The organism is Actinomycetota bacterium (assembly GCA_030018275.1).
In the GTDB taxonomy this organism is placed as follows: Bacteria; Actinomycetota; Aquicultoria; order Subteraquimicrobiales; family Subteraquimicrobiaceae; genus Subteraquimicrobium.
The window spans coordinates 1-14931 of sequence record JASEGB010000019.1; the positions used below are offsets into that span (position 1 = coordinate 1).

Consider the following 14931-nt stretch of genomic DNA (forward strand, 5'->3'; position numbering starts at 1 on the left):
GGTCCACGTGACCTATTGTTCCCACGTTCATGTGGGGTTTTACCCTTTCGAATTTTTTCTTTGCCATTGCCTCCTCCTTCTTTCAGTCAGTAGTTATTAGTTCGTAGTTGGGAGCTAATATTTTCATTGTTCCCAAACTACCGACTCCCACTCCCGACTAACAGACTATTTAGCTAACTGCTAAGGACCATTCCCCTTGGGCCTTGCCAATGATCTCTCGAGCGATATCTTTGGGAACCTCTTCATAGCACTCAAATTGCATGGTGAAGGTAGCTCGCCCCTGGGTATGGGAGCGGAGATCGGTGGCATAACCAAACATCTCGCTCAAGGGTACGTGGGCCTTGATGACGCGAGCACCCGCTCTGAGTTCCATGCACTCGATTCGAGCGCGACGGGCATTGAGATCTCCAATCACATCCCCCATATATTCGTCGGGGACTATGATCTCTACCTTCACGATGGGTTCTAAAAGTACGGGGTGAGCTCTCTTCATTGCCTCTTTAAAAGCCATAGACCCAGCGATTTTAAAGGCCAATTCGGAGGAATCGACTTCATGATATGAACCATCGTACAAAATAGCCTTCACATCCACCACGGGGTATCCAGCCAGAACACCTGACTCCATCGCTTCTTGGATACCTTTGTCCACAGCTGGGACAAACTCCTTGGGAATGGCCCCTTTAGTGATCGAGTCAATGAACTCATAACCCGCTCCCCGCTCATTTGGCTCCAATTTGATGACCACGTGACCATACTGACCCCGTCCACCAGTCTGCCTGATGTACTTGCCTTCAATGCTGGTGATGGGCTTTCTTATGGTCTCTCGATAAGCAACCTGTGGTCTGCCAACATTGCAACCCACTTTGAATTCCCGAATTAATCTGTCCACAATGACCTCCAAATGGAGCTCCCCCATTCCGGAAATGATTGTCTGCCCCGTTTCTTCATCGACCTTAACACGGAAGGTTGGATCCTCCTCGGCGATTTTGGCCAAGGAAGATGCAAGTTTCTCTTGATCCGCTTTGGTCTTAGGTTCAATGGCTATAGAGATCACCGGCTCCGGAAAGATCATGGATTCGAGAACTATGGGATGATTTTGATCACAGAGGGTGTCTCCCGTAAATGTCCTCTTGAGTCCAACCACCGCTACGATATCGCCAGAACAAACCCTCGATTTCTCCTCACGGCGATTGGCGTGCATCTGGAGAATTCTTCCCACCCGCTCTTTTAAGCCAGTTGTGGAATTCAAAACGTGTGAACCAGCCTGCAAAATACCGGAGTAAACTCTAAGGAAGGTTAACTTTCCTACATAGGGATCAACTTGGACTTTGAAGGCCAGTGCAGCAAATGGCGCCTCGTCAAAAGCGGGTCGGATTTCTTCCCTCATGATACGAGGATTTATGCCCTTGACAGGGGGAATATCCAAAGGAGAGGGGAGGTAATTCACAATCGCGTCAAGAAGAGGCTGAACTCCCTTATTCTTTAAGGAAGCTCCGCACAGAATGGGAGTAATTTTCACTGAAAGGGTTCCATTTCTTAAAGCCTTATTTATATCTTCTGGAGTAATTTCTTCTCCCTCAAGGTACTTATGAAGGAGTTCGTCATCGTATTCAGCAGCCGTTTCTAAAAGGTATTGACGGTATTCCTCGGCCAAACTCTTAAGATCTGCTGGTATTTCCCTTTCCTCCCAAATCGTACCCAGATCATCCATCCAAACTATGGCCTTCATTTTAATTAAGTCTATTACTCCAGCGAAATTTTCCTCACATCCCATGGGTAGCTGAATGAGTACGGGGTTAGCACCAATTCTTTTCTTCATCATATCCACAACTTTGAAGAAATCAGCACCCGTTCTATCCATCTTATTTATATAGGTAATGCGAGGTATTCCATACCTGTCCGCCTGTCTCCATACGGTCTCGGATTGGGGCTCAACCCCCCCTACCGCACAGAATATGGCAATGGAACCGTCCAAGACACGCAATGATCTTTCAACCTCCATAGTGAAGTCCACGTGCCCTGGCGTATCAATAATGTTAATCCGATAATCCTTCCAGAAGCAGGTTGTAGCGGCAGAGGTAATGGTGATACCCCGCTCCTGCTCTTGAACCATCCAATCCATAACGGCGGTACCCTCATCGACCTCCCCGATTTTATAGACTCTGCCGGTGTAGTAGAGTATCCGCTCCGTGGTGGTGGTCTTCCCGGCATCGATGTGAGCCATGATTCCAATATTTCTTACCTTGTTTAATGGAAATCTTTCTGCCATTTTTTTACCCTCTCTAAGTTAGTAGTTTATGATTGGTAGCTAGGAGTAAATATTCAATTAAACTACAAACTCCCAACTCCCCACTACCAACTGGTGATTACCAGCGATAATGAGCAAAAGCCTTGTTGGCCTCCGCCATCTTGTGCAAGTCTTCCCTCTTCTTTATTGCCGAACCAGTCCCCTTAGCTGCCTCCATGAGTTCAGCCGCCAACCGTTCACACATTGGCTTGCCTTTCCGAAGTTGGGCAAAACCCACAATCCATCTCAATGCCAAAGTAGTTCCTCGTCTTACTGGAACCTCTACTGGAACTTGATAGGTGGCACCACCCACTCTGCGTGGCCTCACTTCCAAAAGGGGTCTAGCACTATCGACCGCTTTTTTTAGTATGGTCAATGGGCTACTACCACTCTTTTCTTTAATTATATCAAAAGCGTCATAGACAATGGACTCTGCAAGACTCTTCTTCCCTTTCCTCAGAACCTGGTTTATGAGCCTGGTTACCAATTCATCGTTATGAACATGATCTGGTTGTACTTCCTTCTTCGGAACCGGTCCTCTTCTTGGCATCTCTTCCCCCTGTTCCTTCTCGTTAATATTCCCTATCCTACCTTGCGTTCTGAGCTTCTCAGCTCCCGAGCTTCTCAGCTTTTAGCTCTGTAGCTCGGAAGCTCAGGACATCGATCCAACACATCTGGCGACTGATTATTTGGGTGCTTTAGCTCCATATTTGGATCGAGCTTTTCTCCTGTCCTCGACTCCCGCGGTATCAAGAGCTCCCCTTACTATCTTATAGCGTATTCCCGGTAAATCTTTTACCCTTCCCCCGCGAATGAGAACAATGGAATGCTCCTGCAAATTATGTCCTATACCAGGCACATAAGAAGTTACCTCCACACCTGAAGTCAATCTCACTCTGGCTACTTTCCTTAAGGCCGAGTTTGGCTTCTTTGGAGTGGTAGTATAAACCCTGGTACAGACCCCCCTCCTTTGAGGGGAACCCATCAAAGCAGGTGTAGTGGTTTTTTTCTTTGTCCTCCCTCTTCCTTTTCTAATGAGCTGATTAATGGTTGGCATGACTCTTTCACTCTTGACCTCGTGACCTTTTTCTTACTTTCACATAAGTAGCGAGTAACAAAGCGTTACTCGCTACTCATCACATGAGTACCTGCGTGTCTTCAAAGCCACAGCAGGTTAATATATCATTGTTCCTCGGGATTGTCAACGGGTTCTTCCACTTCTTGCTCGGACGATTCAGCCAAATCGCTTACACCAAAGACTTCTTCCTGCAACTCTTCAGGGAAACAAATGCTTATGCCGCGGTATCGATTCATGCCAGTAGCAGCCGGGATGAGCTTGCCGATGATCACATTTTCCTTGAGACCAAGGAGTGGATCCACCTTCCCAGTAATTGCCGCGTCGGTGAGTACCCTTGTCGTCTCCTGGAAGGATGCCGCGGAGAGGAAACTATCGGTGGCCAGAGATGCCTTGGTTATCCCCAAAAGTACCTGTTTAGCCGTGGCGGGTTTTCCGCCTTCAGCGAATACCCTTTCATTCTCTTCCTCAAAGATATGACGATCAACCAATTGACCTGGAAGGAGCTCGGTATCTCCTGGATCTATCACTGTGACCCGTCGAAGCATTTGACGGACAATGAGTTCGATGTGCTTATCATTGATCTCCACACCCTGCGATTTGTAAACCTCTTGAATCTCCTGCACCAGGTAAAGTTGGGCGGCCTGAATTCCCTTTACTCTCAAAATGTCGTGAGGATTGAGGGAGCCCTCCGTTAATTGATCTCCGGCCCTTATCTTATCGCCATTGGCAACCTTAAGACGTGCTCTCCTCGAAACTTGGTAGATCTTTTCCTTACCATCTTTAGTGTGTATGATTATCTTCCTATGCTTACCAGTTTCTTTAATCTCGATTATCCCACTTACCTCAGCGATCTGTGCTTGTCCTTTAGGTTTTCGGGCTTCAAAGAGCTCAACGACACGTGGGAGACCATGGGTAATATCCTCTCCGGCTACACCACCGGTATGGAAGGTACGCATGGTGAGCTGGGTTCCGGGCTCGCCAATGGACTGAGCGGCAATTATCCCTACAGCTTCCCCGATATCAACCATCTTCCGATGGGCTAAGCTCCATCCATAACAGAGACGACAGACTCCATATTTCGATCTGCAAGTCATCACCGATCTGGTCATGACGCTCTGGATACCAGCATCTATGAATTTTTGAACATCCGATTCCTTAATCTCCTGATTGGCTTCAACGATAACTTCTTTGCCCACGGGATCGGTTATTGATTCGAGAGCCACTCTTCCCACAAGGCTGTGGTTGAGTTCTCCCTCCTCATTGAGGACGCTCACCGGGATTCCTTCCTTAGTCTTGCAGTCCCCTTCTCTTACTATGATCTCCTGGGCAACATCCACCAACCTGCGGGTGAGATATCCAGAGTCTGCGGTTCTTAAGGCAGTATCGGCCAATCCCTTTCGAGCACCATGGGTGGAGATGAAGTACTCTAATACCGTTAGACCCTCACGGAAATTGGTCTTAATGGGTCTGTCGATGATATCTCCTCTGGGATTGGCAACCAGACCTCGCATTCCAGCCAGCTGCCTTATTTGTTTTATATTCCCTCGAGCTCCGGAAGTTGCCATCATATAAATGGGATTGAACTTGCTGAAGTTCTTCTCCATGGCTTCGGTGACGTCATCCGTAGCCTTGGTCCAAATATCGACTATCCTCTGGTGGCGTTCATCCTTGGTGATGAGCCCTCTCCTATATTGTCTTTCGATTTTCTCCACCGCTTCCTCGGGAGCATCCAAGATTTTCCGCTTTTCTTCGGGAACCTGAATGTCGTCGATACCGATGGTGACTCCAGCCCTTGTGGCATGGTAGAATCCCAAAGCCTTGATGCTGTCCAGGATTTCAGCCGTCCTCACCGTATCGTATATCTCGCAGCATCTCTCGACTATATCGGCCAACTCTTTCTTGCCAATCTCACAATTTACAAAGGGATAATCATCGGGAAGAGCATCATTAAAAATGATTCTCCCCACCGTGGTATCGATGAGTTGACCATTCATATGAAGCTTAACCTTGGCATGGATATCTACAACACCATGTTCGTAAGCAAAGATAGCCTCTTCAGTGCCATTGAATATCTTGCCCTCACCCTTACAGCCATCTTCCTCGGCAGTGAGGTAGTAACAACCGAGGACCATATCCTGAGTTGGAGTAGCTAGAGGTCTACCATGAGCCGGAGAAAGGATATTATTTGTGGAAAGCATCAGGATTCTCGCTTCGGCCTGGGCTTCCGCAGATAACGGTAGGTGCACCGCCATCTGATCGCCATCGAAGTCTGCGTTGAAAGCCGTACACACGAGCGGGTGGATTTGAATGGCCTTGCCTTCAATGAGAATGGGTTCAAAGGCTTGTATACCCAATCTATGAAGCGTTGGAGCTCGATTAAGAAGCACGGGATGGTCCCCTATTACCTCTTCCAATACATCCCAGACCATGGATTTGGCCCTTTCCACCATACGCTTGGCGCTCTTGATATTCTGAGCGTGACCCAAATCCACCAATCTCTTGATAACAAAGGGTTTGAACAACTCTAAGGCCATTACCTTAGGAAGTCCACATTGATGAATCTTCAATTCGGGGCCAATGACTATAACCGATCTCCCGGAGTAGTCCACCCTCTTACCCAAGAGATTTTGACGGAATCTTCCCTGCTTCCCCTTGAGCATATCGCTCAAGGACTTCAGGGGTCTATTCCCGGGACCAGTAACCGGACGACCTCTTCTGCCATTGTCGAACAGGGCATCCACAGCTTCTTGTAACATCCGCTTTTCATTGTTGACTATGATCTCAGGTGCTCCGAGATCAAGCAAGCGCTTCAGTCTGTTATTGCGGTTTATAACCCTTCGATAAAGGTCATTCAGATCGGAGGTGGCAAATCTTCCACCATCAAGCTGAACCATAGGTCGAAGGTCTGGAGGAATGACCGGGATGGCTTCCAGAATCATCCACGCGGGTTTATTCCCTGAATTTTTGAAGGCAGCTACCACCTTCAACCGCTTTATGGCACGATTTCTTTTCTGTCCACGGGATTTCTTTATAGTCTTCCTGAGCAGCTTGGCTTCCTGGTCTAAATCCAAATTCGCTAAAAGTTCTTTGATGGCTTCCGCTCCCATACCTCCATGGAAGTATTCTCCATACCGAGCCCTCAAATCTCTGAAGAGCTGTTCATCGGAGATCAGTTGCTTGCATTCCAGATTCTCAAAGGTTTCAGAGACATGATTTAACCATTGAATTTTCTGTGCCACTTCATTTTGAAGCTCCTTGATTTCATGCTCAGTTTGGCTTTTGAGCTTCCTGATCTCAACCTCGAGAGAAGGATTGGCGCTGACCTCAACGACTTCCCCTTCCTCCGGCTCTATTTCTCCTTTTAGGATCTTTATCTTCCTTTCCTTTCCAGCTTCCAATCGCTTGATTTCCTTATCCAGTTCATGCTTAAGTTCCTCTATCTCCTTTTCAAGCTCCTCTTTTAATATCGGTAAATCCTTACTCTTAAGCTTCTCATCGATATAGGTAATGATGTGAGAGGCGAAATAGAGCACCTTCTCTAGATCCTTGGGACTGATATCCAGTAGATATCCCATGCGAGAGGGAACGCCTTTAACGTACCAGATGTGGGAGACCGGAGCGGCGAGTTCGATGTGCCCCATGCGCTCCCTTCTCACTTTGGCTCTGGTGACCTCAACACCGCAACGTTCGCAAATAATCCCCTTGAAGCGGATCCTCTTGTATTTGCCGCAATAACATTCCCAATCTCGGGTGGGGCCAAAGATCTTTTCGCAGAAGAGTCCGTCCTTCTCCGGTTTCAGCGTCCTATAATTTATGGTCTCCGGTTTTTTGACCTCTCCATTGGACCAGGATCTGATTTGCTCGGGAGAAGCCAGTCCAATTTTGAGTGCATCAAAATCATTTACCTCTAACAAAGGATATACCTCCCTGATCTCCTGTCTGCCCGTCCGGTCCCAAAGGGAGGCTTCGCTCCAGGCGGGCCACCGGCGGGCACGGTCCTATGAACTCGTCGGAGATTCCTTCTTGGATTCGGATGTCGATTCTAAGGTCCTTAAAGATTCCTCAGCTTCGGGCTCACCACGTAGGTCGATTCCCAGCTCCTCAGCGGTCTTGAAGACATCCTCCTCCTTCTCTTTGAGTTCGATTTCCTCGCCTTCATCCGAAAGCACTTCGATATTGAGAGCCAAACTTTGCATCTCCTTGACCAAAACCTTGAAGGATTCCGGAATCCCGGGCTCTGGGATATTTTCTCCCTTGACGATCGCTTCGTAGGTTTTGACTCTACCCAATACGTCGTCGGACTTCACGGTGAGGAGTTCCTGGAGCGTATAGGACGCTCCATAAGCTTCTAATGCCCATACCTCCATCTCCCCAAAACGCTGGCCCCCAAACTGTGCCTTTCCACCGAGGGGTTGCTGGGTGACCAAGGAGTAAGGACCGGAGGATCGAGCATGTATCTTGTCATCAACCAGATGTAATAATTTCATCATGTAAATGTAGCCTACGGTTATAGGTTGGTTGAAGGGTTCCCCGGTTTTTCCACTGTAGAGTATGGTCTTTCCGAATTCGGGAAGCCCAGCTTTGCACAGAGCCTCTTTGATTTCCTTCTCATCCGCACCATCGAAGACGGGGGAGATCACAAAGACCGGTCCGTTTGTGGGTTCACCGTTATCGCTCCAGCCCACCTTCGCAGCCCAACCGAGATGAGCCTCCAATATCTGACCGATGTTCATTCGGGAGGGGACCCCGAGAGGATTGAGGACGATGTCCACGGGAGTCCCATCCTCCAGGAAAGGCATATCCTCCTCGGGTACGATCTTCGATATGACACCCTTATTCCCGTGCCTTCCCGCGAGCTTATCTCCCTCAGCTATCTTCCTCCTTTGAGCAACATAAACCCTAACTAATTGGTTCACCCCTGGGGGAAGCTCGTCCCCCGCATCTCTGGAGAAGAGCTTCACATCTATTACCCTTCCACCTTCTCCGTGAGGAACCTTGAGCGAAGTATCCCTAACCTCCCTAGCTTTCTCACCGAAAATTGCTCTCAAGAGGCGCTCTTCCGCAGTGAGCTCCGTTTCGCCCTTTGGAGTAACCTTTCCTACCAGAATATCTCCGGGACAGACCTCCGCTCCAATGCGAATAATGCCCCTTTCATCAAGATCCTTAAGAACTTCTTCTCCCACATTTGGAATGTCTCTGGTTATCTCCTCTGGACCCAATTTAGTGTCGCGAGCATCCACCTCGTATTCTTCGATGTGAATGGAGGTGAGGATATCCTCCTTCATCAACCTTTCGCTGATGATGATGGCATCCTCATAGTTATAACCCTCCCAAGGCATAAAGGCGACCAAAAGATTGTGACCCAGCGCGAGTTCTCCCCCATCAGTGCAGGGCCCATCGGCGAGAACCTGTCCCGCCTTTACATAATCGCCCTCATTTACAATGGGTTTATGATTTATGCAAGTTCCCTGGTTTGATCTTCTAAACTTCTGGAGCTTATACAGGTCTAAGCTTCCATCCTCGGCCTCAATCTCGACATAATCGGCACATGCGGTTTTTACCCTCCCATCCCTCTTAGCCAGGACGATCTCACCAGTGTCTCTCACCGCTCGATGTTCCATACCCGTCCCCACCAGGGGAGCTTCCGTACGGATTAGGGGAACTGCTTGCCGCTGCATGTTCGCTCCCATCAATGCTCTATTAGCATCATCATGTTCAAGGAAGGGAATGAGAGCAGCAGCGACGCTTACGATCTGCTTTGGTGAAACATCCATGAAGTCCACTCTCTCAGGTTCGACCGTCTCAACCTCCTCCCCAATCCGTGCCAAGATCTTATCCTGTACGAATTTACCAGTCTTTTTATCATAAAGTGCATTTGCTTGAGCGATGACATATTTATATTCCTCGTCTGCGGTGAGGTAAACAATTTCATTTGTTACCTTACCCTTTACAACCTTCCGATAGGGAGTTTCTATGAAGCCGAATTCGTTAACTCGCGCATAAGTTGAAAGAGAACCTATGAGACCAATGTTTGGACCCTCAGGAGTCTCTATGGGGCACATCCTTCCATAATGGGAGGGGTGGACATCTCTTACCTCAAAGCCGGCTCGCTCTCGGGAAAGTCCTCCTGGACCAAGGGCAGAGAGACGTCTCTTATGAGTCAAACCAGCCAGGGGATTAGTTTGATCCATGAATTGGGAGAGCTGGCTGCTACCGAAGAATTCCTTGAGGGAAGCGACGATGGGTCGAATATTGATCAGAGTTTGGGGTGTTATTGTCTCCACATCTTGGGTGGTCATTCGCTCTCGAACAACCCTTTCCATTCTAGCCAAAGCGATGCGGAATTGATTCTGGATGAGCTCTCCCACATGACGTACCCGACGATTTCCAAAGTGATCAATATCATCCGTTTCCCCTACGCCATCGTAATGAAGACGAATGAGATACCTCACTGTCTCCAGGATATCCTCTTTGGTGAGAACCGTGACATCCAAGGGGATATCTAATCCCAGTTTCTTATTGAGCTTATACCGACCAACCCTTGCCAAATCATATCTGTGGGGATTGAAGAAAAGAGTCTCGATGAAAGTTTTGGCGCTTTCAATGGTTGGTGGCTCACCGGGTCTCAATCTCTTGTAAATTTCAACCAAGGCTTGCTGCTGAGAATCGGTGAAATCCCTTTCCAAAGTCTTCTTGATTGGCATGACTCTATTGAAAAGCTTCAAGAGATCGTTGTTCTCCCCAAGACCCAGAGCCTTCAAAAGGATGGTAATGGGTATCTTTCGCTTGCGGTCAATCCGTACCGTAATTACATCTCGCTTATCGATCTCAAATTCGAGCCAAGCACCACGGCTGGGAATAATGTTGCAGGTATGGTAGACTCTGTCACTCTGCTTGTCGATTTCGCGAGCGAAATATAAACCGGGAGATCGCACAAGCTGACTGACAACAACCCTCTCCGTACCATTGATAACAAAGGTCCCTTTCCCAGTCATAAGTGGGAAATCTCCCATGAAGACCTGCTGTTCCCTTATCTCCCCCGTTTCTTTATTTATGAGACGAGCGGTGACGAATAAGGGTGCGGAGTAAGTCATGTCCTTCTCTTTGCATTCACTGACGGAATACTTCGGCTTACCAAATTCGTAAGAGCCGAATTCTATGGCAAGATTGCCGGTGAAATCTTCAATAGGGGAGATGTCTCGAAAAGCTTCGGCTAATCCTTTCTGGAGTAACCAATCAAAAGATTCACGCTGAATGGCAATAAGGTTAGGTACTTCGAGGATTTCCGGAATTTTGGCAAAACTTCTTCTCTCTCTCTTGGAGTTGGATTTCAAAGTAATTACACACTCCCTAAGGGTCATTTGGAGATTAGCAGACAAATATTTAAAATATCACTTTTAAAAATATTTGTCAAGAAATTTTTTCTAATAAAATTATATCACAAAAACAGCTGACCCCAAGAGACAAGGGTCAACATCTAGGCTCACGTGCACTTCACCACAAATTTAAAATGCATTTTTCATTTTGAATTTTCAATTTTTAATTTTAATTATTTGACCTCGACTGCTGCTCCCGCTTCCTCAAGTTCAGCTTTGATTTTTTCGGCTTCCTCCTTTGGGATACCCTCTTTCACAGGCTTTGGGGCTTCGTCAACCAACGCCTTTGCTTCTTTCAAACCAAGACCAGTGATGCTTCGAACGACCTTTATAACCTGGATCTTCTTTTCTCCCGGACTTTGGAGTATGACATCAAATTTCGTCTTTTCCTCAGCTGGTGCCGCTTCCGCTGCAGGAGCTCCCACCGGAGCAGCAGCGACAGGTGCAGCAGCAGTAACCCCAAAGGTCTCCTCAAGAGCCTTTACCAGCTCGGAGAGCTCGATGACGGTCATACCCTTTATGGCTTCCAAAATATCTTCCTTGGTTAACTTCGTCTCTTTCTTCGCTTCCTTGGTCTCCGATTTCGCTTCCGATTTCGTTGCTGATTTTGCTTCTTTCGCCAATTTCTTTCACCTCCCAATCTTCCAGGGGATTCAAATAATATTTGTTTGCTTGTTTGCTGTTTGCTTGTAGCTGGTTTGCTTATTAACCGGGCCAACGAGCTTACTAGCCAACGTTTTAGCTTTTCTGCTGCGCCAGGGCATTCAAGGTCATAACGAGTCCTCTAACAGGTGTATTGAGGGAATTCACCAAACCATAAAGGGTCAATTGGAGAGAGCTCAATAATTTCACCACAAGTTCTTCCCTCGATGGTAAAAGAGCTAAGGCTTTAACCCGAATGGCGTCGATTACTTCACCATTTAAAACTCCGCCTTTGATTTTGAGAGTTTCATGCTCTCTGGAGAAATCCAAAAGGATTCTTGCTGGAGAGATCGGTTCCTCAAAGCCAAAAGCGAGAGCTGTGGGTCCTTCAAGATATTTTTCCAATTCCCCTAAATTGGACTCACTAGCTGCTATTCGAATGAGCGTATTTTTAACAACCCTATATTCAATCCCCTGTTCCTGCAAGCGCTTACGCAATTCGGAGAGTTCATGAACATTGAGACCCTTAAAATCGGTCAAAACTATCCCCACGGCCCGCTGCAACTTTTCTTTGATCTCTTCAACAAATCTCTTCTTCTCAGGTCGAACCATATTACCCCCTAAAATTCAGTCAAGAGTCAAAGGTCAAGGGTCAAGAGTCAAAAGAGAAAAATCAAAAATTCCTTGACTCTTGACTAGCGAGTAAAACGAGCGGTTGACTTTTGACTTCAAATGAAAAGACCTCCGTAGATTAGAGGTCTCCAATGTAGAAACTCATAAGACCTCGGTAGGCATTTGATTAAGCCTCTAAGGCACCTACTGTCTACGGTCTTCAAAAGTATATTTACCAAAACTATCTTTGGGAGTCAAGTCTTGTTGAATATACCAGTTCTTAGAAGCCATTCCCATATCCCAGTTCGGCTAAATTTTTTACTGGTATCTGCGCGACAGGCGACCCATTATACCGCCTCTTCCTCCAGCAAGTCTCTAGTCTTGCTTGGATCAACTCTTATTCCCGGTCCCATTGTTGAGGTAATGGTGATGCTCTTTAAATACTTTCCTTTAGCTGAAACCGGCTTCTCTTTAAGGATATCCTCAAGAAGAGTGGCATAATTCTCAATTAATTCCTTTTCCGTGAAGGAAATTTTTCCAATAGGAGCATGAATTACGCCAAATTTATCGATTTTATAGGCGATCTTTCCAGCCTTAATCTCCTGGACCACTTTCCCAATATCGAAAGTTACCGTACCCACCTTTGGGTTGGGCATAAGTCCACGGGGACCGAGTATCCTACCCAATTTGCCAATTTTACCCATCATATCCGGTGTGGCAACAGCAACATCAAAGTCGAGCCACCCCTTCTGAATTTTCTCTATAAGCTCAGTGCCTCCCACATAATCCGCTCCTGCTTCCTCCGCCTCCCTTGCTTTTTCACCTTGAGCAAAAACGAGTACTCGAATGGTTTTCCCCGTACCATATGGTAGAACCACTGTACCTCGGACTTGCTGATCGGCTTGACGAGGATCAACCCCCAACCTGATGTGAACCTCGGCGGTCTCGTCGAAACGCGCAGTCGCGTTTTCCTTCAACAATCTAATCGCTAGCAGCGGTGTGTATAACCTACTTCTATCGATTTTTTTCAAAGCTTCCTGGTACTTCTTCCCTCTTTTCAATTTTTCCTCCTCGATATATGAGCATCCAAAGTGAGACGTCTCAAAAATTTACCCGCTTCGCTAGTCCTTAATTTCAATGCCCATGCTTTTCGCGGTGCCTTCTATTATCTTCATGGCTGCTTCTATGCTATTTGCATTTAGATCTGGCATTTTCAGTTGAGCGATCTCTCTGATTTTTTCCTTGGAGATCGTGGCCACCTTCTGCCGACCAGCTTCACCCGAGCCCGCTTCTATCCCTGCAGCCTGCTTGAGGAGAATGGAAGCTGGAGGCGTCTTGGTGACGAAGGAGAATGACCTATCCTCGTATATGGTTATCTCCACGGGTATAATCGTACCAGTTTGAGACGCGGTTTGAGTATTATAAGCCTTGCAAAATTCCATTATATTGACGCCATATTGCCCCAAAGCCGGTCCAACTGGTGGAGCCGGATTGGCTTGCCCAGCGGGAATCTGAAGTTTTACCACACCTATTATCTTCTTAGCCATGAACAACCACTCCGAAACTATCAGCTAATTGTATTAATCGCAGACATTGGCTACCTCTTACATGGTTCACCATTCACAGTTCACAGTAATTATATCTAGATTAAGCTCATATTTTTTGGGACGGGGTATCCTGGAGAGTGCATCTTAAGAGAACCGTCAAGCGAGCAAGGCTCGAACAGCGGCGGCAACAGCCCGACCCGAACTTATGGAGGGCGTTGCCCTTAAGAGAGTAGCGAGTAGGCTCGCAGCAGCTAGCACTCGGAGGGATGCCCCAAACAATATAAGTATTACCAATGTGCATAACATTACATCTAAAGCTTGGCGACCTGATCGAAGGTGAGCTCAACGGGAGTCTCCCGGCCGAAAATATTGACCAAAACTTTGAGTTTGCTTTGATCGAGATTAATCTCGGCTATGGTGCCCGTGAAGTCTGCAAGAGGACCCGAGATAACTTTCACCGTTTGACCCTCCACGAACTCGGTTTTTGGCTTTGGTTTCTCCGTTTTGATTCTGTGGAGAATCCTTTCCACTTCTTCATCCGAGAGGGGAGTGGGGCGGGCACTTGTACCAACAAAGCTAGTTACACCGGGAGTATTTCGAACAACGTACCAGGAATCATCATCCAATTCCATTTGTACGAGGAGATAACCTGGGAAAACCCTTTTCGGAGAAACAACCTTCTTCCCACCCTTTATTTCCATGATATCCTCGGTGGGGATGACCACCTGGTAGATTTTATCCTTCATGTCCATGGATTCAATGCGTCGTTTCAGGTTGGTCTTGACCTTATTTTCATAACCAGAATATGTGTGAACGACATACCACTTCTTTGCCATAGCTTTAATCTGTCGCAGAATCTGCACCTCCTAAAGAAGCTTGAGCGAAATTAATTTTATTAATTGTGCAAAGAAAAAATCAAGACATCCTATTAACAAAACAAAAAATAGAACAGCGACCAAAACTACGATTGTCGAGGAAATAATCTCCTTGCGGGAAGGCCATATGACTTTCTTTAGCTCGGATTTTGCTTCCTTTAGATATTTAAAGAGTCTCTTGACTATTCCTTTTTTCTCTGCCAAAGGTTCAACCTCTTAAATGGCTTGCGTCATTAGAACCAGCAATGTACCAAATTCACTTCGATAAAAAAGGATCGAACCCCCCTTGAGGTTGGGGCCCCCAATGGCTTTCGCCGTACAGGGGAGAGACCACAACGTTTGAAACTGCAGGCCTGGAGGGACTCGAACCCCCAACCGCTCCGCTTCAAGGGGCTCCGCCCCTATGACGCTCGCTCCGCTCGCTGTACCCCAAAGGCTTGGGGGAAATCCTTCCCCCAAACCCCCCTTGAGGTTGGGGCCCCCAATGGCTTTCGCCGTACAGGGGAGAGACCAC

General features: G+C 47.2%; 12 protein-coding genes and 1 other annotated feature. All 12 genes read right to left on the reverse strand.

From position 1 onward, the window contains the following. Positions 1 to 169: 169 nt before the first annotated feature. Complete coding sequence (gene fusA, locus QMD66_07020; GenBank protein MDI6822588.1) at positions 170 to 2269, reverse strand: elongation factor G; 2100 nt, start codon at positions 2267 to 2269, stop codon at positions 170 to 172. Between the two features lie 97 nt (positions 2270 to 2366). After that, entirely contained in the window at positions 2367 to 2837 is a 471-nt protein-coding gene (gene rpsG / locus QMD66_07025) for a 30S ribosomal protein S7 (GenBank protein ID MDI6822589.1), read from the reverse strand. Positions 2838 to 2972: 135 nt separating this feature from the next. Next, entirely contained in the window at positions 2973 to 3344 is a 372-nt protein-coding gene (gene rpsL, locus QMD66_07030; GenBank protein MDI6822590.1) for a 30S ribosomal protein S12, read from the reverse strand. Between the two features lie 125 nt (positions 3345 to 3469). Then, positions 3470 to 7279 (reverse strand): DNA-directed RNA polymerase subunit beta', encoded by a 3810-nt coding sequence (locus QMD66_07035; GenBank protein MDI6822591.1) that lies wholly within the window; start codon positions 7277 to 7279, stop codon positions 3470 to 3472. 84 nt (positions 7280 to 7363) lie between these two features. Next, complete coding sequence (gene rpoB / locus QMD66_07040) at positions 7364 to 10699, reverse strand: DNA-directed RNA polymerase subunit beta (GenBank protein ID MDI6822592.1); 3336 nt, start codon at positions 10697 to 10699, stop codon at positions 7364 to 7366. 215 nt (positions 10700 to 10914) lie between these two features. Then, complete coding sequence (rplL, locus tag QMD66_07045; protein MDI6822593.1) at positions 10915 to 11364, reverse strand: 50S ribosomal protein L7/L12; 450 nt, start codon at positions 11362 to 11364, stop codon at positions 10915 to 10917. Positions 11365 to 11479: 115 nt separating this feature from the next. Beyond that, on the reverse strand, positions 11480 to 11995 hold the full coding sequence (gene rplJ / locus QMD66_07050; GenBank protein ID MDI6822594.1) for a 50S ribosomal protein L10: 516 nt from the start codon (positions 11993 to 11995) through the stop codon (positions 11480 to 11482). Positions 11996 to 12107: 112 nt separating this feature from the next. Continuing rightward, positions 12108 to 12230 (reverse strand) — a sequence feature (ribosomal protein L10 leader region). Between the two features lie 112 nt (positions 12231 to 12342). After that, positions 12343 to 13056 carry a 50S ribosomal protein L1 gene (gene rplA, locus QMD66_07055; protein MDI6822595.1) on the reverse strand — a complete coding sequence of 238 codons (714 nt, stop codon included), beginning with the start codon at positions 13054 to 13056 and terminating at the stop codon, positions 12343 to 12345. Between the two features lie 60 nt (positions 13057 to 13116). Continuing rightward, complete coding sequence (gene rplK / locus QMD66_07060) at positions 13117 to 13542, reverse strand: 50S ribosomal protein L11 (GenBank protein MDI6822596.1); 426 nt, start codon at positions 13540 to 13542, stop codon at positions 13117 to 13119. Between the two features lie 311 nt (positions 13543 to 13853). Then, entirely contained in the window at positions 13854 to 14378 is a 525-nt protein-coding gene (gene nusG / locus QMD66_07065) for a transcription termination/antitermination protein NusG (GenBank protein ID MDI6822597.1), read from the reverse strand. A gap of 30 nt (positions 14379 to 14408) precedes the next feature. Then, positions 14409 to 14621, reverse strand: coding sequence for a preprotein translocase subunit SecE (gene secE / locus QMD66_07070; protein ID MDI6822598.1), 213 nt, complete (start codon positions 14619 to 14621; stop codon positions 14409 to 14411). 12 nt (positions 14622 to 14633) lie between these two features. Continuing rightward, positions 14634 to 14931, reverse strand: a 298-nt coding sequence (locus tag QMD66_07075; GenBank protein ID MDI6822599.1) for a hypothetical protein, incomplete at its 5' end; no start/stop codon positions are given.

What these genes read in the sequence shown, in the direction of transcription:
- fusA (MDI6822588.1), bottom strand. Translation starts at nt 2,269, where the DNA reads ATGGCAGAAAGATTTCCATTAAACAAGGTAAGAAATATTGGAATCATG.
- rpsG (MDI6822589.1), bottom strand. Translation starts at nt 2,837, where the DNA reads ATGCCAAGAAGAGGACCGGTTCCGAAGAAGGAAGTACAACCAGATCAT.
- rpsL (MDI6822590.1), bottom strand. Translation starts at nt 3,344, where the DNA reads ATGCCAACCATTAATCAGCTCATTAGAAAAGGAAGAGGGAGGACAAAG.
- rplJ (MDI6822594.1), bottom strand. Translation starts at nt 11,995, where the DNA reads ATGGTTCGACCTGAGAAGAAGAGATTTGTTGAAGAGATCAAAGAAAAG.
- rplK (MDI6822596.1), bottom strand. Translation starts at nt 13,542, where the DNA reads ATGGCTAAGAAGATAATAGGTGTGGTAAAACTTCAGATTCCCGCTGGG.
- nusG (MDI6822597.1), bottom strand. Translation starts at nt 14,378, where the DNA reads ATGGCAAAGAAGTGGTATGTCGTTCACACATATTCTGGTTATGAAAAT.